19 protein-coding genes are annotated in these 21,736 nt (G+C 70.4%); 12 read left to right on the forward strand and 7 right to left on the reverse strand.

The genetic code is table 11. From position 1 onward, the window contains the following. The first annotated feature begins 83 nt into the window (after positions 1 to 83). From R3F55_12020 to R3F55_12045, 6 genes are all read left to right on the forward strand, one after another. A complete protein-coding gene (locus R3F55_12020) occupies positions 84 to 905 on the forward strand; it encodes an OmpA family protein (GenBank protein MEZ5668138.1) in 822 nt (273 codons plus the stop codon). A gap of 216 nt (positions 906 to 1,121) precedes the next feature. Then, entirely contained in the window at positions 1,122 to 1,541 is a 420-nt protein-coding gene (gene apaG / locus R3F55_12025; GenBank protein ID MEZ5668139.1) for a Co2+/Mg2+ efflux protein ApaG, read from the forward strand. A 151-nt stretch (positions 1,542 to 1,692) separates the two neighbouring features. Beyond that, complete coding sequence (locus R3F55_12030) at positions 1,693 to 3,141, forward strand: TrkH family potassium uptake protein (protein MEZ5668140.1); 1,449 nt, start codon at positions 1,693 to 1,695, stop codon at positions 3,139 to 3,141. Positions 3,142 to 3,150: 9 nt separating this feature from the next. After that, positions 3,151 to 4,332, forward strand: coding sequence for an acetylornithine deacetylase (argE, locus tag R3F55_12035; GenBank protein MEZ5668141.1), 1,182 nt, complete (start codon positions 3,151 to 3,153; stop codon positions 4,330 to 4,332). 101 nt (positions 4,333 to 4,433) lie between these two features. Beyond that, the gene (locus R3F55_12040) at positions 4,434 to 5,042 is read left to right on the forward strand and encodes a hypothetical protein (GenBank protein MEZ5668142.1); all 609 of its coding nucleotides are present in this window, start codon (positions 4,434 to 4,436) and stop codon (positions 5,040 to 5,042) included. Between the two features lie 67 nt (positions 5,043 to 5,109). Then, entirely contained in the window at positions 5,110 to 6,171 is a 1,062-nt protein-coding gene (locus tag R3F55_12045; GenBank protein MEZ5668143.1) for an Ldh family oxidoreductase, read from the forward strand. A gap of 22 nt (positions 6,172 to 6,193) precedes the next feature. Here the strand turns inward: R3F55_12045 and R3F55_12050 are convergent, their stop codons facing one another. After that, positions 6,194 to 6,943, reverse strand: coding sequence for a DUF484 family protein (locus R3F55_12050; GenBank protein ID MEZ5668144.1), 750 nt, complete (start codon positions 6,941 to 6,943; stop codon positions 6,194 to 6,196). Between the two features lie 70 nt (positions 6,944 to 7,013). Beyond that, entirely contained in the window at positions 7,014 to 7,697 is a 684-nt protein-coding gene (gene fsa, locus R3F55_12055; protein MEZ5668145.1) for a fructose-6-phosphate aldolase, read from the reverse strand. Between the two features lie 48 nt (positions 7,698 to 7,745). Between fsa and R3F55_12060 the strand changes: the two genes are divergently transcribed. The 6 genes from R3F55_12060 to R3F55_12085 all read left to right on the forward strand — a co-directional run bounded on the left by R3F55_12060 (position 7,746) and on the right by R3F55_12085 (position 15,211). After that, positions 7,746 to 10,004, forward strand: a complete 2,259-nt coding sequence (locus tag R3F55_12060; GenBank protein MEZ5668146.1) for a primosomal protein N' — start codon at positions 7,746 to 7,748, stop codon at positions 10,002 to 10,004. Between the two features lie 239 nt (positions 10,005 to 10,243). Continuing rightward, positions 10,244 to 10,801 (forward strand): F0F1 ATP synthase subunit delta, encoded by a 558-nt coding sequence (locus R3F55_12065; protein MEZ5668147.1) that lies wholly within the window; start codon positions 10,244 to 10,246, stop codon positions 10,799 to 10,801. A gap of 2 nt (positions 10,802 to 10,803) precedes the next feature. Further along, positions 10,804 to 12,336: a F0F1 ATP synthase subunit alpha gene (gene atpA / locus R3F55_12070; protein MEZ5668148.1), complete on the forward strand. Its 1,533-nt coding sequence runs from the start codon at positions 10,804 to 10,806 to the stop codon at positions 12,334 to 12,336. A 40-nt stretch (positions 12,337 to 12,376) separates the two neighbouring features. Further along, positions 12,377 to 13,273: a F0F1 ATP synthase subunit gamma gene (locus tag R3F55_12075; GenBank protein ID MEZ5668149.1), complete on the forward strand. Its 897-nt coding sequence runs from the start codon at positions 12,377 to 12,379 to the stop codon at positions 13,271 to 13,273. A 52-nt stretch (positions 13,274 to 13,325) separates the two neighbouring features. Then, positions 13,326 to 14,765, forward strand: coding sequence for a F0F1 ATP synthase subunit beta (gene atpD / locus R3F55_12080; protein MEZ5668150.1), 1,440 nt, complete (start codon positions 13,326 to 13,328; stop codon positions 14,763 to 14,765). 41 nt (positions 14,766 to 14,806) lie between these two features. Then, positions 14,807 to 15,211 carry a F0F1 ATP synthase subunit epsilon gene (locus R3F55_12085; protein ID MEZ5668151.1) on the forward strand — a complete coding sequence of 135 codons (405 nt, stop codon included), beginning with the start codon at positions 14,807 to 14,809 and terminating at the stop codon, positions 15,209 to 15,211. Between the two features lie 36 nt (positions 15,212 to 15,247). Here the strand turns inward: R3F55_12085 and R3F55_12090 are convergent, their stop codons facing one another. The 5 genes from R3F55_12090 to R3F55_12110 form a co-directional block, all read right to left on the reverse strand. Next, entirely contained in the window at positions 15,248 to 16,588 is a 1,341-nt protein-coding gene (locus tag R3F55_12090) for a metallopeptidase TldD-related protein (protein ID MEZ5668152.1), read from the reverse strand. Positions 16,589 to 16,721: 133 nt separating this feature from the next. Then, the gene (leuA, locus tag R3F55_12095; protein MEZ5668153.1) at positions 16,722 to 18,428 is read right to left on the reverse strand and encodes a 2-isopropylmalate synthase; all 1,707 of its coding nucleotides are present in this window, start codon (positions 18,426 to 18,428) and stop codon (positions 16,722 to 16,724) included. A 384-nt stretch (positions 18,429 to 18,812) separates the two neighbouring features. After that, entirely contained in the window at positions 18,813 to 20,210 is a 1,398-nt protein-coding gene (gene cysS, locus R3F55_12100; protein MEZ5668154.1) for a cysteine--tRNA ligase, read from the reverse strand. 9 nt (positions 20,211 to 20,219) lie between these two features. After that, a complete protein-coding gene (locus R3F55_12105; GenBank protein MEZ5668155.1) occupies positions 20,220 to 20,747 on the reverse strand; it encodes a GNAT family N-acetyltransferase in 528 nt (175 codons plus the stop codon). Between the two features lie 93 nt (positions 20,748 to 20,840). Further along, a complete protein-coding gene (locus R3F55_12110) occupies positions 20,841 to 21,680 on the reverse strand; it encodes a cytochrome c (protein ID MEZ5668156.1) in 840 nt (279 codons plus the stop codon). Positions 21,681 to 21,736 lie beyond the last annotated feature (56 nt).

Raw genomic sequence — 21,736 nt, forward strand, 5'->3', positions numbered from 1 at the left:
TCGTCGGCGTGTGAGAGCTTAACGAACGAGGGTGAGATCCTCACGATGAAGGAGGCGTTTGTTTCATGAGGAGTGTAACGGAAATGACACGTGGCTTTAAGGCCTGCGTCGCCGTTGGTGCCCTGGCGCTCGTCTCGGGTTGTGCCACCGGATGGAATCTCGATGCGTTGCAGTCTGCGGAGCGTGTCGGTTCGCCGTTCACGGTCGCCCTTGCCAACGAGTATCAGTCCCTCGCCGAGTACGAGGCGCTGAAGATGAACGACTGGGTCGACGCCGACTACTTCGCGGTCAAGGGCCTTGCCGCGGCCGGTGGCGAGGTCGTGCTGCCGGAAGACGTCAGCAACTGGTGGGAGCCTGAGGATCAGATTCCCGTGCTGAACGACGCCCGTGCGCGTCTGCTGGCCGCGCTCGACGGCGGCGCCCGCGACGCGCAGCCGGAGACGGCGGCCCGTTGCCAGGTTCTGTTCGACTGCTGGGTTGAGCAGCAGGAAGAGAACCACCAGCCGACCCACATCGCGGCCTGCCGCGACAACTTCGAGACCTGCCTCGCCTCGCTCGGCGCGGTGGTCACCCCGGCAAGCAGCTACGTCATCCTGTTCGACTTCGACCGCTCCAACCTGACCCAGGCGGGCCAGGTGGTGGTGCAGGAAGTGCTGGGCGCGGCCCTTGCCGACCCGGCGCTGCATGTCGACCTGGTCGGCCACACCGACACGGTCGGCTCGGCCAATTACAACATGCGCCTGTCGCAGGCCCGCGTCGACACGGTGAAGAACGCGCTGGTGTCCGGCGGTGTCGATGCCGGCCGGATCTCGACCGAGGCACGTGGCGAGAGCGACCTGGCCGTGCCGACGGGTGACGGCGTCCGCAACCAGGCCAACCGCCGCGTCGTCGTCAACGCGATGTAAGGCGGGCCCGGTTCCGACCGCATGGAACGGCGCTGCCATGGCAGCGCCGTTCTGCTGTGCGGGTGCGTTCGGGCCGCCGCGGCAGCAACGCGCACGGCGGCCGCGACGCCCTGGCTCAGGCCGAAAAACCCCCGCAATTCGTTACAAATCGCATATTGCCGGCGGCCCCGGCCTGGGCGATAAATATGATGTTATCGCGAACCACCGGGCATAAGCGTGGGTAGGGCAGTGGTACAGGACGAGACCTATCGGGCGTGTACGCGCGCGATCACGGTGACCGTCGAGCCGGTCTATCTCGAGCATGAATCCTCGCCGGACGAGCACCACTTCGTCTGGGCCTATCACGTCCGCATCGAGAACCGCGGCGAGGTGACCGTGCAGCTGCGCAACCGCTACTGGCGCATCACCGATGCGCTGGGCCGGGTGCACGAGGTGCGCGGCGCCGGCGTCGTCGGCGAGCAGCCCGTGCTGCAGCCCGGCGAGACCTACGAATATTCCAGCGGCACCCCGCTGGAGACGCCGTCCGGCTTCATGGTCGGCACCTACGAGATGCAGGCCACGTCGGGCGAGGTATTCGACGTGGCGGTGCCCGCCTTCTCGCTCGACCTGCCGGACGCGCGCGCCCACATGCACTGAGCCGGGCGGCCGCAGCCGCTCGCCCGCCGCCGCCATCGTCGCATCCGTACCGGACATGCCGGCCGCATGGGTTCGGCCGCCGCCGGCGGTGCATCCGGGCGCCGCGACGCCGGGCGTGGCGGGTGCGGTCAATCCGGGCTAGCATCCGCCGGTGCTGGATTTTCGCCCCATCCTGTTCGTCGTCGGTGCCCTGCTGGCCACGCTGGCTCTGGCCATGTGCCTGCCTGCCGCGACCGACCTGGTCGCCGGCCACGAGGACTGGAAGACCTTCGCGGTGGCGGCCATGGTGACTCTGTTCGTCGCCGTCTCGCTGATGCTGACCAACCGCACGCGGGCGATGCGCATCAACCTGCGCCAGGCGTTCGTGATGACCGGCCTGAGCTGGCTGGTGCTGACGCTGTTCGCTGCGCTGCCGCTGACCTTCGCCGAGCTCGGCCTGTCGTTCACCGACGCCTTCTTCGAGGCGATGTCGGGCATCACCACCACCGGCGCGACGGTGATCCCCAACCTCAGCCAGGCGCCGCCCGGGGTGCTGCTGTGGCGCGCGCTGCTGCAATGGATGGGCGGCATCGGCATCATCGTCATGGCGATGGCGGTGCTGCCGGTGCTGCAGGTTGGCGGCATGCAGCTGTTCCGGCTGGAATCGTCCGACAAATCGGACAAGGCGCTGCCCCGCGCCACCCAGCTCGCCGGCGCCATCGGCAGCATCTATCTGGTGCTGACCCTGGGCTGCGCCTGGCTGTACTGGGGCTTCGGCATGACCGGCTTCGAGGCGATCGCCCATGCGATGACCACGATCGCGACCGGCGGTTTCTCGACCCTGGACCATTCGATCGGCGGCTTCGACAACACCATGATCGACGTCACCGCCACCGTGTTCATGCTGCTCGGCAGCCTGCCCTTCGTGCTCTACCTCAAGTTCGTCAACGGCGACGTGCTGGCGCTGTTCCGCGATTCCCAGGTGCAGTGGTTCCTGGGCGTGGTGTTCATCGCGATCCTGGCCATGTTCCTGTGGCTGTGGCTGCGCAACGGCATCGAGCCGCACGTGGCGATGCGCTACGCCAGCTTCAACGTGGTCTCGGTCATCACCGGCACCGGCTATGCCACGGCCGACTACTGGCTGTGGGGCACCTTCGCGGTGACCGTGTTCTTCCTGCTGATGTTCACCGGCGGCTGCGCCGGGTCCACCACCTGCGGCATCAAGATCTTCCGTTATCAGGTGCTGTACCAGACCGCCCGGGCGCAGATGGGACGGCTGCTGCAGCCGCACGGCGTGTTCATCGCCTATTACAACGGCCGGCCGATCTCCGAGCAGGTGCAGGTCTCGGTGATGGCGTTCTTCTTCGTCTACGTGCTGTGCTTCGCGCTGCTGTCGATGGCGCTGGGCCTGCTCGGCCTCGATTTCCTGACCTGCGTGTCCGGCGCCGCCTCGGCCATCGCCAATGTCGGCCCGGGCCTGGGCGAGCAGATCGGGCCGCACGGCAACTACGCCGATTTGCCGGACGCCGCCAAGTGGCTGTTGTCGGCGGGCATGCTGATCGGCAGGCTGGAGCTGTTCACCGTGCTGATCCTGCTGGTCCCGTCCTTCTGGCGCGATTGAGGAGACCCGATGCCGCCCGCCACGCCCGTCCCGCTCGACGCCGTCGTCCGCACGATCGGCGATCTCGTCGCCTTCGACACCGTCTCCGACCGCTCCAACCTGGCGCTGATCGACTGGATGCGGCAGGTGCTGGAACGGCAGGGCGTGCCGACCCGGCTGTTCCCCGGGGCCGGCGGCGACAAGGCCAACCTGCTCGCCCGCTTCGGGCCGGACCGGCCCGGCGGCGTCGTGCTGTCCGGCCATACCGACGTGGTCCCGGTCGAGGGCCAGCCCTGGACCGCCGACCCGTTCGGGCTGGTCGCGCGCGACAACCGGCTGTACGGCCGCGGCACCGCCGACATGAAAAGCTTCATCGGCATCGTGCTGGCGCTGGGGCCGGAATTCCTGGCCCGGTCGCTGCGCCGGCCGATCTGGCTGCTCGCCTCCTACGACGAGGAGGTCGGCTGCATCGGCGTCCGCGACGCGCTGCCGGCGCTGAAGGCGCCCGAGGTCGACCCGCTGGCGATCATCGTCGGCGAGCCGACCGGCATGCGGGTGTGCAACGCGCACAAGGGGGTCCATGCCTTCCGCACCACGGTGACCGGGCTGGAGGCGCATTCGAGCCGGATCCATCGCGGCGTCAACGCGATCGTCTATGCCGCGCGCATCGTCGACTTCATCGCCGGCCTGGCTGCGGCGCGGCAGGCGGCGGCGGACCGGGACAACGGGTTCGATCCGCCGTTCACCTCGCTGCATGTCGGGCGCATCCGCGGCGGCACCGCGTTGAACATCGTCCCGCGCATCTGCAGCTTCGACTGGGAGATCCGCAACCTGCCCAGCGACGACCCGCAGCCGCTGGTCGACCGGGTGGCGGCGTTCGTCGCTTCCGACATCCTGCCGGCGATGCACGCCGTCGACCCGCAGACCGGTGTGACGACCGAGCCGCTGACCTGGATCCCCGCGCTGCGGCCGGAGCCGGGCAATGCGGCCGAGACGCTGGCGATGCATCTTGCCGGCACCAACCGCACCCATGTGGTCGCCTACGGCGCCGAGGCCGGCCTGTTCCAGGAAAACGGCACCCCGACCGTGATCTGCGGTCCGGGCGAGATTGCCCAGGCGCACCAGCCCGACGAATACATCGAGCTGGCCCAGGTGGAGGCGTGCATGGCCTTCATGCGCCGGCTGATGGATTGGGCCGAGACGGAAGGATGAGCCGCCGGCCGGCTTCAATTCCGCACTGGCCGGCCGCAGGCCGGCCCGTGTATGAAGGTTGAGCAAGGAATCGCAACAGACCCCCGGAAGCGACCCGGCAAATGTGGAACCCGCGGCTCATCCTCATCGGCGTCTGCACGGCCGCGGCGCTGGGCGGGTCGGCGATGGCCATGGCGGACGCCTTCGTCAAGGCCGACGGCAGCTATCGCACGGTCGAGGAGGCGCTGGCGAGCGAGCGAATCCAGCGGGTGCGCGAGCTGTTCGCCGCCTGGAACGACCGCAGCCTGGCCTTTCCCTCGAAGCAGTCACTGGAGCCCTATGTGCTGGCGTTCCGCGAGCCGCTGACCTGTCCCGGCCAGCAGCCGCGCTACGAGATGCGCAACGTCTCGCTGGAATCCTGGGCCGAGCTGCCGGAGACGCTGACGCCCGAGCTGCCGATCGACACCGGTACCCAGCTGTTCCTGCTGGGCCTGGTCGAAGGCAACCTGCCGGCGCTGGAGGAGCTGGACGACGCCCAGTTCGGCGACCAGTTGCTGCGCGGCGCCTACATGGTGCTGGGCACCGCCCAGATCCTGGCCGCCGAGGCCGGCGCCACCCAGATCCGGACCGGCTTCGTGTGGGGCGCGATGCAGGCCTATCCGTTCATGATCGACCCGTTCAACCCGGCGATCTGCCCGCGCGACCCCAGCCCACCGCCCGAGCCGGAATGAGCCGACCCCGGTGACCGGCCGGGCCGCTCCTGCCCGGGCGCCAACCCAAGCCAGCCGAGAGAGACCGATGACCGCAGACCCACGCTTCCAGCCCGGCGTGCTGTCCGAATTCGCAGCCGCGCTGTTCGCGGCGGCCGGCATGGACGCCGACAAGGCCGACATCGTCGCGCGCTACCTGGTCGAGGCCGACCTGATGGGCCACACCACCCACGGGCTGGCCCTGGCGCCCGGCTATCTGGATCAGATCGCCAGCGGGCGCATGGCGCTGACCGGCGAGCCGCACGTGGTCGCCGACGGCGGTGCCGTGGTCACCTGGGACGGCCGCACGCTGCCCGGCGTCTGGCTGACCGTGAAGGCGATCGAACTGGCCAGTCACCGTGCCAGCCACCACGGCGTCGGCATCGTCGCGATCCGCTGCAGCCACCACATCGCCTGCCTGGCCGCCTTCCTGCCGCTGGCCACCGACGACGACAAGATGATCATCCTGGCGACGTCCGACCCCGCCGGCCGCTCGGTGGCCCCGTTCGGCGGGCGCAAGCCGGTGTTCACCCCCGACCCGATCGCGATCGGCATCCCGACGCCGGGCGACCCGATGCTGATCGACATCAGCGCCTCGATCACCACCAACGGGATGAGCGCGCGGCTGAAGGCGGAGGGCAAGCGCATGCCGCACCCGTGGCTGCTGACGCCGGGCGGCGAGCCGACCGACGATCCGGCCGTGGTCTTTGCCGATCCGCCGGGCAGCATCCTGCCGACCGGCGGGCTCGATCACGGCCACAATGGCTTCGGGTTGGCGCTGATGATCGAGGCACTGACCCAGGCGCTGTCCGGCCACGGCCGGGCCGACGCACCGGAAGGCTGGGGCGCCTCGGTGTTCGTGCAGGTGATGGACCCGGCCGCGTTCGGCGGCGTGGATGCCTATCTGCGCCAGACCGGCTGGCTGGCCGACGCCTGCCGGTCGAACCCGCCGCGGCCGGGCGTCGAGAAGGTGCGCCTGCCCGGCGACAGCGCGATGGCCCGCCGACGCGACGGCAACGCCAACGGCGTGGCGCTGTACAGGGGCATCCTCGATGGGCTGAAGGCACGCGCCGCGACGCTGGGCGTGCCGGTGCCGGCCGCCCTGGCCTGAGGTGCCGAGGTGGCGCGGGCGGTCAGTCGGCCGGCCGGTCGCACAGCCAGGTGCGCAGGCACAGCTCGAAGCTGCGGGCCAGGAACAGCAGCAGCTCCGCGCCCTGCTCGGGGTGGAACTTGTCCGGCTCGCGCGAGCCGAGCGCCAGGATGCCGGTCGGCATCGTCGGGTGCGGCTGGATGCGCATCAGCGCGTCGGAATCGATCAGCCCGGCCCCGGCCCCGAACACCAGCTCGCGGTCGGGCGCCGGCGTCACGTTGTCGCGCAGCAGGCAGTCGGTCGACGGCCCCATGATCTCGTCGACGATGCCCTCGTCCATCACGATGACGCCCTGGCGCAGGGCGCCTTCGGGCAGCTTGCGGTCGGATTCGACGCAGATCGAGACGACGTCGATGTCGAGCTGGATCGCCATGTCGGTGGTCACCGCCTCGATCAGCTGCTCGAAATTCGGCGCGGCCAGCATCGACAGCACCGCCTCGTGAATGCGGCGCTGGCCGACCAGGTTTTCGCGGCTGGTGTCGATCAGCCGGGCAGTACGCAGCTGCGCCTGGTTGACGTCGCTGCGCAGCCGCTCGACCATGTAGCGCTGCAGGTCGACCACGCCGGTACCGGAGTCCTCCTCGACCTCGGCGAAGCGGTCCGGCGCGTGCAGGATGGCCGCGACGTCGGGATACTGGACCAGGAATCCGGGGTTGCGGCGCAGATAGCCGGCGACCTCGTCGCCGCTGATCGCGCGCACGCTGCGTTCCGCCGAATCGTCGGCCTTGGCCACGAAGCGATCTCCCGTTCGGTTGCGTCGTGCCGCACGCGTCCGGGCGATCGGCCCGACTCGCGGCTTGCGGCTATTCGGCGGCCTTGTGCACGCCGTCGTCAAGGATCGATTGGCCGGTCTTGGCCCAGTCCGCGACGAAGGCCGCGAGCCCCTTGTCGGTCAGCGGGTGCTCGAACATCTTCTTCAGCACCGCGGGCGGCATGGTCGCCACGTCCGCGCCCAGCCGGGCCGCCGCGGTCAGATGGTGGACGTTGCGCACCGAGGCCACCAGCACCTGGGTGTCGAAATCGGGAAACGCCTCGTAGATCGTCACGATATCGGCGATCAGGTCCATGCCGTCGATGCCGATGTCGTCCAGCCGTCCGACGAACGGCGAGATGAAGGTGGCACCGGCCTTGGCGGCGAGGATGGCCTGGGCCGGCGTGAAGCACAGCGTGACGTTGACCATGGTGCCTTCCGACCGCAGCGCCTTGCAGGTCTTCAGGCCGTCCGGGGTCAGCGGCACCTTGACGGCGACGTTGCCGGCGATCTTGGCCAGGCGGCGGCCCTCGGCCAGCATGGTCGGATAGTCGGTTGCCGCCACCTCCGCGCTGACCGGGCCCGGGATCATCTCGCAGATCTCGGCGATGGTCGGGATGAAGGCGCGGCCGGCCTTGGCGATCAGCGACGGGTTGGTGGTGACGCCGTCGACCAGGCCGGAATCGGCCAGCTCGCGGATCTCGGCCAGCTCGGCCGTGTCGAGAAAGAATTTCATGGCGACGATCCTTGCACTGCCCCGGCTGAATTGATCACCTCTGGCCCCATGTCTAGCGCAAACGATGCGGCATCGCACCCGCCATCTGGGCCGCCCGCCGGCGCGGCCGACGCCGAATCGCGCGGCCGGATCGCGGTGCTGCTGCCGCTGCCGCTGCCCGGCGCCTACGACTATGCCGTCCCGGAAGACCTGGTGATCGAGCCGGGCGACCATGTGGTGGTGCCGCTGGGCGGCCGCACGGTGCTCGGCGTGGCCTGGGGTGCCGCAGAGGGGTCGGTGGAGGCCGCGCGGCTGAAACCGGTCGAGGCGCGGCTGCCGGTGCCGCCGATGGGCGACGTCGCCCGCCGCTTCGTCGACTGGATCGCCGCCTATTACTGCCAGCCGCCCGGCGCGGTGCTGCGCATGGCGCTCGGCCCCGCCGACGCCTGGGCGCCCGCCCGGCCGCGTCAGGCGGTGGTCGCCGGCGACCGCCAGCTCGGCGAGCCCGGCATCCGCGTGACCGGGGCCCGCAGCCGCCTGCTGGCGGCGCTTGCCGACCTGCCGGCCCTGCCGCCGGCGGAGCTGGCGATGGCGGCCGGGGTCGGCAGCGGCGTGGTCAAGGGCCTGGTCGAGGCCGGCGTGCTGCGGCTGGCCGACCTGCCGCCGCGGCCGCCCTTCGCGGCGCCGGACATCGAACGGCCCGGCGCGGCGCTGTCGCCGCCGCAGGAGCGGGCGGCGTCGGCCCTGCGCGACGCCGTCGCCGCCGGCGCCTTCAGCGTCCATCTGCTCGACGGCGTCACCGGCAGCGGCAAGACCGAAGTCTATTTCGAGGCGATCGCCGCCTGCCTGGCGAAGGGGCGGCAGGCGCTGGTGCTGTTGCCGGAGATCGCGCTGTCCGATGCCTGGCTCGCCCGCTTCGCCGACCGCTTCGGCTGCGCGCCGGCGGTCTGGCACAGCGAGGTCAACGCCCTGCGCCGGCGGGTGACGTGGCGGGCGGTGGCGGAAGGCGCGGCGCGCGTCATGGTCGGCGCGCGTTCCGCCCTGTTCCTGCCGTTCGACGACCTCGGCCTGATCGTGGTCGACGAAGAGCACGAGGCGGCGTTCAAGCAGGAGGACGGCGTGCCGTACCACGCCCGCGACATGGCGGTGGCACGCGGCCGGCTGGCCGGCCACCCGGTCGTGCTGGCCTCGGCCACCCCGGCGCTGGAGACGCTCTACAACGTGCAACGCGGCCGCTACGGCGTGCTGGCGCTGCCCGACCGCCACGGCGACGCGGCGCTGCCCGCGGTCGATGCCGTCGACATGCGCGCCGACCCGCCGCCGCCGGGCGGCTGGCTGGCGCCGACGCTGCGCCGGACCCTGGCCGATACGGTGGCGGCAGGCGGACAGGCGCTGCTGTTCCTCAACCGGCGCGGCTATGCGCCGCTGACCCTGTGCCGCGCCTGCGGCCACCGCTACCAGTGCCCGAACTGCACCGCCTGGCTGGTCGAACACCGCAGGCTGGGCCGCCTGCAGTGCCATCACTGCGGTCACGCGATCCCGGTGCCGCGGCAGTGCGCCGCCTGCGGCGCCGACGATGCGCTGGTCGCCTGCGGGCCCGGCATCGAACGGGTCTGCGAGGAGGTGGCGGCGCTGCTGCCGCAGGCGCGCATCCTGGCGGTCTCGAGCGACAGCCTGCGCGGCCCGGCGGCGGCCGAGGCGCTGCGGCGGGCGATGCTGGCGCACGAGATCGACGTGCTGGTCGGCACCCAGGTCCTGGCCAAGGGCCACCATTTTCCCGGCCTGACCCTGGTCGGGGTGGTCGATGCCGACCTCGGCCTCGACGGCGGCGACCTGCGGGCGGCGGAGCGCACCTACCAGCTGATCGTGCAGGTCGCCGGCCGGGCCGGCCGCGAGGACCGGCCCGGACGCGTGCTGGTGCAGAGCTATCGGCCCGACCATCCGGTCATCGCCGCGGTCTGCGCCGGCGACCGCGACGGCTTCGTCGCGGCCGAACTGGCCGCGCGCGAGGCCCATGCCATGCCGCCCTTCGGAAGGCTGGTCGCGGTGATCGTATCCGGCCGCGATGCGACGGTGGTGGAAGACACGGCGCGCGCGCTGGGACGCGCCGCGCCCAGGCTGGATGGCGACGGCGAGCGCTTCGTTCACGTGTTCGGCCCGGCACCGGCGCCGCTGGCCATGGTGCGCGGCCGGCACCGTCGTCGGCTGCTGCTGCACGCCGGTCGCGCGGTGCGCGCCCAGCCGCTGCTGCGGCAGTGGCTGGCCGGGGTCAAGGTGCCCGCGGCGGTGCGCGTGGCGGTCGACGTCGACCCCTACAGCTTCCTCTAGCGTCGGGCTGCTGCGCTGACGCGGGCGCCGGCCGTTGCGCTAGGAAAACCGCCGCTTCCCGGGCCGCGCCGCTGTGACGATGCGGCGCGTCGGGACGGCGGCCGCATCGCCTTGCGTCACCCGGATAGCTGTGATACCAACCGCCCGCGCTCCGGCGTCAGGCGCCAGCGGGTGGGCCGGCGCGCGTCGACACACACGCATTCGCGACTGGCCTTTCCGGCAAAAAACAAGGGGCTCAGGTGGCAGCCGAGGGATTGGGCGTTTCGCAACTCGCAAGCCGTTACGCCACGGCATTGTTCGAGCTAGCGGACGAGAAACAGGATTTGGACGCCGTCGCCGGCGACCTGCAAAAAGTGAGGGATCTTCTGGACGCCAGCGCCGACCTGCGCGCGGCGATCCGCAGCCCGCTGATCGCCCGCGACGCACAGGGCCGGGCCTTGGCCGATGTCCTCGACAAGGCCGGCGTCGGCCAGACCGTGCGCAACTTCGTCGGCGTCGTCGCCAACCATCGCCGGCTGGCCGCGCTGCCGGACATGATCCGCGCCTTCCTGGCCGAGCTGGCCCGGCGCCGCGGCGATCTGACCGCGCGGGTGGTGTCGGCCCGTCCGCTGGACGACGGCCAGGCGCAGGCGGTGACGGACAGCCTGAAGAAATCCATGGGCGCCAAGGTGTCGGTCGACTTTCAGGTCGACCCGGACATCCTGGGCGGTCTCGTCGTTCATGTCGGTTCGCGCATGATCGACAGTTCGGTACGCACCCGGCTGCAGAAGATGCAGCTGGCAATGAAAGGGGCATGAGCATGGAGATTCGCGCCGCGGAAATCTCCGCGATTCTCAAGAAGCAGATTGCGGATTTCGGCTCCGACACCGATGTGGCCGAGGTCGGCCAGGTGCTGTCGGTCGGCGACGGCGTCGCCCGCGTCTACGGGCTCGACAACGTCCAGGCCGGCGAGATGGTCGAGTTCGCCGACGGCGTGCGCGGCATGGCGCTGAACCTGGAGAGCGACAATGTCGGCGTCGTGATCTTCGGCGACGACCGCAACATCAAGGAAGGCGACCTGGTCAAGCGGACCGGCGCCATCGTCGAGGTGCCGGTCGGCAAGGGCCTGCTCGGCCGCGTGGTCGACGCGCTGGGCAATGCGATCGACGGCAAGGGCCCGATCGAGGCCGCCGAGCGGCGCCAGGTCGACGTCAAGGCGCCCGGCATCATCCCCCGCAAATCGGTGCACGAGCCGATGCAGACCGGCCTGAAGGCGCTGGATGCGCTGGTGCCGATCGGCCGCGGCCAGCGCGAGCTGATCATCGGCGACCGCCAGACCGGCAAGACCGCGGTGGCGGTCGACACCTTCATCAACCAGCGCAAGGTCAACCAGTCCGACGACGAGTCGAAGAAGCTGTATTGCATCTACGTCGTCGTCGGCCAGAAGCGCTCGACCGTCGCCCAGCTGGTCAAGACGCTGCAGGACGCCGGCGCGATGGACTACTCCATCGTCGTCGCGGCGACCGCGTCGGAATCGGCGCCGCTGCAGTTCCTCGCCCCCTATTCGGGCTGCACCATGGGCGAGTATTTCCGCGACAACGGCATGCACGCGCTGATCGTTTACGACGACCTGACCAAGCAGGCCGTCGCCTATCGCCAGATGTCGCTGCTGCTGCGCCGCCCGCCGGGCCGCGAAGCGTTCCCCGGCGACGTGTTCTACCTGCACTCGCGCCTGCTGGAGCGGGCGGCCAAGATGAACGAGGCCAACGGCTCCGGCTCGCTGACCGCGCTGCCGGTCATCGAGACCCAGGCCAACGACGTGTCGGCCTACATCCCGACCAACGTCATCTCGATCACCGACGGCCAGATCTTCCTGGAGTCGAGCCTGTTCTACAAGGGCATCCGCCCGGCCATCAACGTCGGCCTGTCGGTCAGCCGCGTCGGCTCCGCCGCCCAGATCAAGGCGATGAAGCAGGTCGCCGGCTCGATCAAGCTGGAGCTGGCCCAGTTTCGCGAGATGGAGGCGTTCTCGCAGTTCGCCTCCGACCTCGACGCGGCGACCCAGCGCCTGCTCGCCCGCGGCGCCCGCCTGACCGAGCTGCTGAAGCAGCCGCAATATGCGCCGATGCCGGTCGAGGAGCAGGTGGTCTCCATCTTCGCCGGCGTGCGCGGCTATCTCGACCGGGTGCCGGTGGCGCAGATCAACGAGTTCGAGCGCCAGCTGCTCGCCGCGATGCGCGAGAAGCATGGCGGCGTTCTGGAGGACATCCGCACCAAGCAGGCGCTGGACGACGAGCTGCAGGGCAAGCTCGCCGACATCATCGGCGCGTTCGCCAAGTCCTTCGTCGCCTGACCGGCGCGTCTGAGCGGGGAAGGGAGCACGGCGCAGCGCCATGCCGAGCCTGAAAGACCTCAAGAACCGGATCGCCACCACCAAGGCGACCCAGCGCATCACCCAGGCGATGAAGATGGTCGCGGCCGCCAAGCTGCGCCGCGCCCAGGAGCAGGCCGAGGCGGCCCGCCCCTATGCGGAGCGGATGGAGCGCATGCTCGGCTCGCTGGCCGGCGGCATGGGCGCGAAGAAGGGCGGGCCGAAGCTGCTGGTCGGGACCGGCAGCGCCGACACGCACCTGATCGTGCTGATCTCGTCCGATCGCGGCCTGTGCGGCGGTTTCAACGCCAACCTGATCCGCCACACCCGCCGCCGCATCCTGGCCCTGACCAACGAGGGCAGGAAGGCCAGGCTGGTGGTGGTCGGGCGCAAGGCGGTGGCCGTGCTGAAACGCGACATGGGCGGCTATTTCGCCCAGACCTACGAGGACCTGGCCAAGCCGGCGCCGGCCTTCGAGCACGCCGCCCAGGTGGCGACCAAGGTGCTGGAGATGTACGACGCCGGCGAGTTCGACACCTGCTCGGTGGTCTACAACAAGTTCCAGTCGGCGCTGACCCAGATCGTCACCGACCAGCAGCTGATTCCGTTCGAGGCGCCGAAGCCCGCCGCAGGGGCGGAGCCGCAGGGGCGCAGCTACGGCGGCGCGGTCTACGAGTACGAGCCGTCGGAAGAACAGATCCTGGCCGACCTGCTGCCGCGCAACCTGTCGGTGCAGATCTTCCGCGCCATGCTGGAATCCTTTGCGTCCGAGCAGGGCGCGCGGATGACGGCGATGGACAGCGCGTCGCGCAACGCGGGCGACATGATCAACAGCCTGACGCTGACCTACAACCGGACGCGGCAGGCGTTCATCACCAAGGAACTGATCGAAATCATCTCGGGCGCCGAGGCGCTGTAGAACGGCGCCGCGCCGGCACGGCGCGCGGCGGGCCCGACAGGAGGAAGACGACATGGCGAAAGCGGCAACCAAAGCGAAGAACACCACCGGCTCGATCGCCCAGGTCATGGGCGCGGTGGTCGACGTGACCTTCGAGGGCGAGCTGCCCGCGATTCTGAACGCGCTGTCGGTCGACAACCACGGCAACCGGCTGGTGCTCGAGGTCGCCCAGCATCTGGGCGAGAACACCGTGCGCTGCATCGCGATGGACACCACCGAGGGCCTGGTCCGCGGCCAGGAGGTGACCGACACCGGCGACGCCATCACCGTTCCGGTCGGTCCGGAGACGCTGGGCCGGATCATGAACGTGATCGGCGAGCCGATCGACGAGCGCGGGCCGGTGAAGACCAGCAAGCGCGCGCCGATCCACCGCTCCGCGCCGACCTTCGCCGAGCAGGCGACCGAGGCGTCGCAGCTGGTCACCGGCATCAAGGTCGTCGACCTGCTGACCCCCTATCCGCGCGGCGGCAAGATCGGCCTGTTCGGCGGTGCCGGCGTCGGCAAGACCGTGCTGATCCAGGAGCTGATCAACAACATCGCCAAGGGCCACGGCGGCTATTCGGTGTTCGCCGGCGTCGGCGAGCGCACCCGCGAGGGCAACGACCTCTATCACGAGATGATGGAATCCGGCGTCATCCAGCCCGACGGCGAGAGCAAGGCGGCGCTGGTCTACGGCCAGATGAACGAGCCGCCGGGCGCGCGCGCCCGCGTCGCGCTGACCGGCCTGACCCAGGCGGAATATTTCCGCGACGAGGAAGGCCAGGACGTGCTGTTCTTCATCGACAACATCTTCCGCTTCACCCAGGCCGGCTCCGAAGTGTCGGCGCTGCTGGGCCGCATCCCCTCCGCGGTGGGCTACCAGCCGACGCTGGGCACCGACATGGGCGCGATGCAGGAGCGCATCACCTCGACCAACAAGGGCTCGATCACCTCGGTGCAGGCGGTGTACGTGCCGGCCGACGACCTGACCGACCCGGCGCCGGCGACGACCTTCTCCCACCTCGACGCGACGACGGTGCTGAACCGCTCGATCGCCGAGCTCGGCATCTATCCGGCGGTGGATCCGCTCGACTCGACCAGCCGCATCCTCGACCCGCGCATCGTCGGCGAGCAGCACTACCGGACGGCGCGCGACGTGCAGCGCATCCTGCAGAGCTACAAGGCGCTGCAGGAGATCATCGCCATCCTGGGCATGGACGAGCTGTCGGAAGAGGACAAGCTGACCGTGGCCCGCGCCCGCAAGCTGCAGCGCTTCCTGTCGCAACCGTTCCACGTCGCCGAGGTGTTCACCGGCTCGCCGGGCAAGTTCGTCCAGATCGAGGACACGGTGAAGGGCTTCGCCGGCATCTGCGCGGGCGAGTACGACGACCTGCCGGAGAGCGCCTTCTACATGGTCGGCTCGATCGAGGAAGCGGTCGACAAGGCCAAGCGGATGGCGGCCGAGGCGGCCTGACCGGCCGGACCTGCCAGCCCGAGCAACGGGGACGATAGCTGATGGCCGAGGACAAGGTCGCCTTCGAACTGGTCTCGCCGGAGCGCCTGCTGGTGTCGAAGGACGTCGACATGGTGGTGGTGCCCGGCGCTGAAGGCAATTTCGGCGTGTTGCCGCGCCATTCGCCGATGATCTCGACCATCCGGCCCGGCACCATCGACATCTTCGAGGGCCGCACGGTGGTGGAGCGCATCTTCGTCGCCGGCGGTATCGCCGAGGTGACGCCGGAGCGCTGCACGGTGCTGGCCGAGCAGGCGATGCCGGTGTCGGAGATGGACCGCGGCACGCTGGAGAAAAAGCTGGCCGACCTGCGCGAGGACATCGCCGACGCCAAGGACGACGCCACCCGCAAGGCGGCCGAGGCGGAGGCGGAACTGACCCGCGCGATGCTGCGGGCGGTTTCCTAGAGCATCGGCCCGCGCCGGTCGCACGGCCGGCGCGGCTCAGTTGCCGGCGATGGTCATCCCGTCGATGCGTACGGTCGGGGCGTTGATGGTGCGCCGGAACTCGAGGTCGTCGGCCGGCGTCAGCTGACGGAACATCGTCTTCAGGTTGCCGGCGACGGTGACCTCGCTGACCGGGTGGGTCAGCTCGCCATTCTCGATCCAGAAGCCGGCGGCGCCGCGGCTGTAGTCGCCGGTCACCCCGTTCACGCCCATGCCGATCAGTTCGGTGACATAGAGACCCTGGCCGATCGCGCCGATCATGGCGTCGCGGCCGGTCGGCCCCGCCTCCATCCACAGGTTCGATGCCGACGGCGACGGCGGCGACGAGGCGCCGCGCGCGGCGTTGCCGGTCGACTTCAGCCCGAGCTGGCGGGCGGAACGCAGGTCCAGCAGCCATGTGGTCAGCGTGCCGCCGTCGATCACCGTCTTGCGCCGGGTCGGCAGGCCCTCGCCGTCGAACGGCTTGGTCGCCAGGCCGCGCGGCCGCAGAGGATCCTCGACCACCGAGACGCCGTCGGCGAACAGCGGCTTGCCCAGCATGTCCTTCAGGAAGCTGGTGCCGCGGGCGATGGCGGCGCCGGAGATGGCGCCGGCCAGATGGCCGAGCAGCCCGCCGGAAATGCGCGGATCGTAGACCACCGGCACCTGGCACGACTTGATTTTGCGCGGGTCGAGCCGGCGGACGGCGCGCTCGCCGGCATTCCGGCCCAGTGCCACCGGGTCGTCGAGGTCCTCGGCGTGGACCGCGACGCTGTGGTCGTAGTCGCGTTCCATCGCCGTACCGGTGCCGGCCAGCACCGAGACGCTGAGCGCATGATAGGTGCGGCCGTAGTGGCCGGCGAAGCCGTTGCTGGCGACGATGGCGATGTCGCTGCGGCTCCAGCTCGCCTCCGCGCCTTCGGAGTTGGTGACGCCCGCGACCGCCAGCGCCGCCTCTTCCGCGGCCTGCGCGCGGGCGATCAGCGTTTCGGGCGCGGGTTCGACCGGGTCGGCCATGTCCGGCTGCGGAATCGCGCGGGCGATCTGGTCGGGGTCGGCCAACCCGGCATGCGGGTCCTCCGGCACCGCCCGCGCCATCGCCACCGCGCGGTCGGCCAGATCGCGCAGCGCGCGCGGGCTGCGGTCGGTGGTCGAGGCGATGGCCTGGCGTCGGCCGACGAACACCCGCAGGCCGAGATCCGCCTCCTCCGACCGCTCCAGCCGCTCGGTCTTGCCCAGCCGCCAGCCGTGGCTGACCGACGCGCCGTCGGCCGCGACGGCGTCGGCGGCGTCGGCGCCCGCCGCCCTGGCGGCATCGACCAGGTCCTGCAGCAGGTTGAGGATATCAGGCTGCGTCATCGTTCAGTCCCGGGTGCGCCGCGGGCCGGCGTCCATGCTGTGCAGGTGGGCCGTGCCTGGGCCGGCCCGGCGGTTGGTCGGCACGCCACCGCCGGCCGGCTCCCGCGACGGGAACCGGCCGGCGGCGCATCGTTCAGGCGGCCGATAGCTTGGCCGCGCTGTATTTGATAGCGCGATTCGCCGCGCTGACAACCGCACGCAGCGTCGCGGCGACGATGCTCTTGTCGCGGCCGACGCCGAACAGGCTGTCCTCGCGGCCCAGGTTCAGCTCGACATAGGCCACCGCCTCGGCGTCGGAGCCGGCGCCGACGGCGTGCTCGCGATAGTCGGCGACCCTGAGATTCAGGCCGAACGACCGGTTGAGCGCGTCGACGAAGGCGTCGACGGGGCCGGTGCCGTGGCCTTCGATCGGCCGGATCTCGCCGTCGATGCGCACGGTGGCGTCGAGCCGGCGCTTGTCGCCGCCGGAGCCTTCCGGAACCGTCCGGTACTCGACGAACTCGAGCGGCCCGTTCTGCTGCAGATACTCGTCGCAGAACGCCTGGTAGATCGCCTCCGACGGCTGCTCCTCCTCGGTCTCGTCGGCGATCCGCTGGATCACCTTCGAGAATTCGATCTGCAGGCGGCGGGGCAGCGCCAGGCCGTAGTCCGTCTCCATGATGTAGGCGATGCCGCCCTTGCCCGACTGGCTGTTGATGCGGATCACCGCCTCGTAGGACCGGCCGATGTCCTGCGGATCGATCGGGAGGTAGGGCACCTCCCAGATGCCGGTGTTGGATTTCTCCTGCGCCGCGAAGCCCTTCTTGATCGCATCCTGGTGCGAGCCGGAGAAGGCGGTGAACACCAGTTCGCCGCCATAGGGGTGGCGCGGGTGCACCGGCAGGCGGTTGCAATGCTCGGCGGTGCGGACCAGGGCGTTGATGTCGGACATGTCGAGGCCGGGGTCGACGCCCTGGGTCAACATGTTCAGCGCCAGCGTGACCACGTCGACATTGCCGGTGCGTTCGCCGTTGCCGAACAAGGTCGCTTCCACCCGGTCGGCACCGGCCATCAGCGCCAGCTCGCAGGCGGCGACGCCGGTGCCGCGGTCGTTGTGCGGGTGCAGGCTGAGGATGATGCGCTCGCGGTCGCGGAAGCGGCGCAGGAACCACTCGATCTGGTCGGCATAGATGTTCGGCGTCGCCATCTCCACCGTCGCCGGCAGGTTGATGATGGTCGGGTTCGCCGCGGTCGGCTGCCAGACGTCGCAGACCGCCTCGCAGATCTCCACCGCATAGGGCAATTCGGTGCCGGTGAAGCTCTCCGGCGAATACTGGAAACGCCAGCGCGTCTCCGGCGCCGCCTTGGCGCCGGCCAGCACCCATTCGGCACCCTTGACCGCGATGTCGGTGATGCCGGCCTCGTCCAGCCCGAACACCACGCGCCGCTGCACGGTCGATGTCGAGTTGTACAGGTGCACGATGGCCTGCCTGGCGCCCTTCAGCGCCTCGTAGCTGCGCTGGATCAACGGCTCGCGCGCCTGGGTCAACACCTGGATGGTGACATCGTCCGGGATCATGTCCTGCTCGATCAGTTCCCGGCAGAAGTCGAAGTCGGTCTGCGAAGCGGCCGGGAAGCCGATTTCGATCTCCTTGAAGCCCATCGCGACAAGGGTCTTGAACATGCGTCGCTTGCGCTCGGGGCCCATCGGCTCGATCAGGGCCTGGTTGCCGTCGCGCAGGTCGACGGAGCACCAGATCGGCGCCTTGGTGATGGTGGCGTTGGGCCAGGTGCGGTCGGGCAGGTCGATCTGCGCGAACGGCCGATATTTCCGCACGGTGTCCTGGAACGCGTTGGTCATCGTCTTCATCCTTCGCCGGCGCGGCGGGGGCGATACCGTCTCGGGCTGCCGAAAGCCGCGCGCTTTATACACAAAATTCGGTTAACGGGCCGCGAAATACGGCCGGCGGCGCGCCCGGTCAGCGCCGCCGGCCGCCGGGCAGTCGGGCGAAGGACGACGTCGGCAGCGGCGGACATGACGGCACGGGAACCCCGGATCGCATGCGGACGGTCACGGAACGGCTGGTCACGGCTGGGCTCGACAGGGAAATGGAGCGGTCTGGGCGAGGGGCGGTTCGCGCATGCGAACCTGGTCCGGCGGGGTCAGGCCACCGGGCGGGTAAGTCGCAGGAGCAGGTCCAGACGCAGGCTCATGCTCGCTAGATAGCCATCCGCGCCGGCCGGGTCAACCGTCGCGGCGCCAGGTCGTGCCCTGCGGCCCGTCCTCCAGCACGACTCCGGCGGCCGCCAGCGCGTCGCGAATGCGGTCGGCCTCGGCGAAGTTCCGCGCCTTGCGCGCGGCTGTACGGGCGGCGATCTGCGCTTCGATCGCCGCCTCGTCGGGCCCGGTCGCCGCCGGCGGCTGCCAGCGGAACCAGTCGTGCGGCGCCATCGCGAACAGGCCGAGCAGACCCCCGCTCGCCTTCAGCGCCCCCGCCAGTGCCGCCTGTGCCTGTGCATCGGCCTCGGCCGCCGCCCGGTCGGCGAGCTCGTTCAGACGCACCAGCGCGGCCGGCGTGTTGAGATCGTCGCCGAGCGCGGCGAGCACGCCGTCGTCGACCGCGCTGCCGTCGCCTGAGCCGTCCGCGGCCGGCCCCGCCGCCTGCAGCACCCTTTGGAACCGGTCGAGGATCGCCCTGCTCTCGCGTACGCCCGCCTTGGTGAAATCCAGCGGCTGGCGATAGTGGCTGCGCAGCAGCGTCAGCCGAAGCGCCTCGCCGGGGAACTCCTGCAGCAGCTCGTGCACCGTGTAGAAGTTGCCCAGCGACTTCGACATCTTCTCGCCCTCGGCCAGCAGGAAGCCGTTGTGCAGCCAGACCCGGGCGAAGCGGCCGTCCGGGTGGGCGCACCGGCTCTGGGCGATCTCGTTCTCGTGGTGGGGGAAGATCAGGTCCTGGCCGCCGCCGTGGATGTCGAAGGTCTCGCCGAGATAGCGCCCGCTCATCGCGGAGCATTCCAGGTGCCAGCCGGGCCGGCCGCGGCCCCAGGGGCTGTCCCAGCCCGGCTGCTCCGCCGTCGACGGCTTCCACAGCACGAAGTCGGCCGGGTCGCGCTTGTACGGCGCGACCTCGACGCGGGCGCCGGCGATCATCTCGTCGCGGTTGCGGCCGGACAGCCGGCCGTAGTCCGGCATGGTGCCGACCGCGAACAATACGTGCCCGTCGGCCGCATAGGCGTGGCCGCGGGCGACCAACGTCTCGATCATCGCCAGCATCTCGGGCAGGTGCTGCGTCGCGCGCGGGGTCGCGTCGGGCCGGCGCACGTTGAGCGCGGCCATGTCCTCGAAATACTGCCGTTCGGTGCGCGCGGTCAGCGATGCGATCGGCTCGCCCGATTCTGCCGCCCGCTCGATGATCTTGTCGTCGATGTCGGTGATGTTGCTGACATAGGTGACGTGGCCGTCGCCATAGACGTGCCGCAGCAGCCGGCTGAGCACGTCGAACACCACCGCCGGCCTGGCGTTACCGATATGGGCGTAGTCGTAGACCGTCGGGCCGCAGACATACATCCGCACATTGTGCGGATCGAGCGGGACGAAGGGCTCCTTGGCGCGCGCCAGCGTGTTGTAAAGCTGCAGGGTCATGGCCGGGTTCTATCGCCGCGGCGCCGGCGCGTCACCTGCGGAATCGGGGCGGCCGCAGCGCGCGGCCAGATCCGACAGCGCTGCGCCCCCGACCCTGTAATAGACCTTGGTTTCCATTCGGGTGCCGCCGATCCGGTCGTAGAAGCGCAGCGCGCCGGCGTTGCCGGCCTCGGTCGACCAGTCCAGCCGCACGCAGCCGCGGCGCAGCGCCTCGTGCGCGATGAACGCCATCAGCGCGGCGCCGATGCCGTCGGAGCGCGCCGGCTGTGCGACGAACAGCTCCTTCATGAACAGCGCCCCGCCGAGGTCCGGCGCCGGATAGAGCAGGGCGAAGCAGGCATAGCCGACGACGGCGCGGTCCCGCTCGGCAACGGCGACCTGGCAACCCGGCTCGGCCAGGACGCGGTCGCGCACATGGGCGTCGAACGCCGCCCGCGGCGGCGCGTCGTCGCCCCAGTAGTGCAGGTCTGTCGCATGCATCAGCCCGGCGAGCGCGCCACAGTCGGACGCCGTCGCCAGCCGGCAGGTGACTGCCATCGGCCTTCCGCTCCCCGCACCGGCGCCGGTGCGGCGCGATGCGGGGGCAGACTACAGGCTCGGCGCGCGGCTGTCGCCCGCGGCGCCGCGGCGTCAGTGCGCCGGCAGCGAGCGCAGATAGGCGACGATCGCCGCGACGTCCTCGTCGGACATGCCGGCGTAGTAGCCGACCGGCATCGGCGGCAGCAGGTGCGAGCCGTCCGGGCGGACGCCGGTCCGGATGATGGTGGCGACCTCGTCGTCGCTGTAGTGGCCGATGCCGGTGGGCGTGATGTCGGCGCCGACGCTGACGCCCCACGGGCCGTGCAAGGTCAGCCCGCCCCGGCCCAACATGTTGGCGAGATCGGGCACGCCGTTGGCGTCCGGCGTCGAGTGGCAGACGACGCAGTGCGCGATCGGCCCGGCCAGATAGGCGCCGTAGGCGACCGGATCGCTGCGGTCGACGTCCGGCACCGAACCCACCGCGGGGCCATAGGCGGGCGGCAGCGGGAACGGATAGTCGTTGGCCGGCGTCTCGTTGCTGACGGCCGGAACGCTGCGCAGGTAGGCTATGACGGCGTCGACGTCGCTGTCCGACAGGCCGTGATAGACCTCGAACGGCATCGGCGGGCCGATCAGCGAGCCGTCGGGGCGGATGCCCTCGCGGATCGCCGTGCGGATCTGATCGTCGGTCCAGCCGCCGATGCCGGTCTCGACGTCAGGGGTGATGTTGGGCGCGACCACCGCGAAGGCGTCTTCCTCGATCGGCAGGCCGCCGGCCAGCTCCATGCCGGGGATCGGCCCGTTCTGGTCCTGCGGCGTGTGGCAGTTGCCGCAGGCGACGATCGACTGCATCAGGTAGGTGCCGCGTTCCAGCGGCGTCTCGGCGCCGGCCGACGCGGCCAGGGCACACAGGCTCGTCGCGGCGGCGGCCGCGATGGCAACGGATCGCATTTCGAAACCTCCCACGAAACCCGGCGCGCTCTCGCCTCGGCGCACTGGCCGCCTGC

The organism is Alphaproteobacteria bacterium (assembly GCA_041396705.1).
Lineage (GTDB): Bacteria > Pseudomonadota > Alphaproteobacteria > CALKHQ01 > CALKHQ01 > CALKHQ01.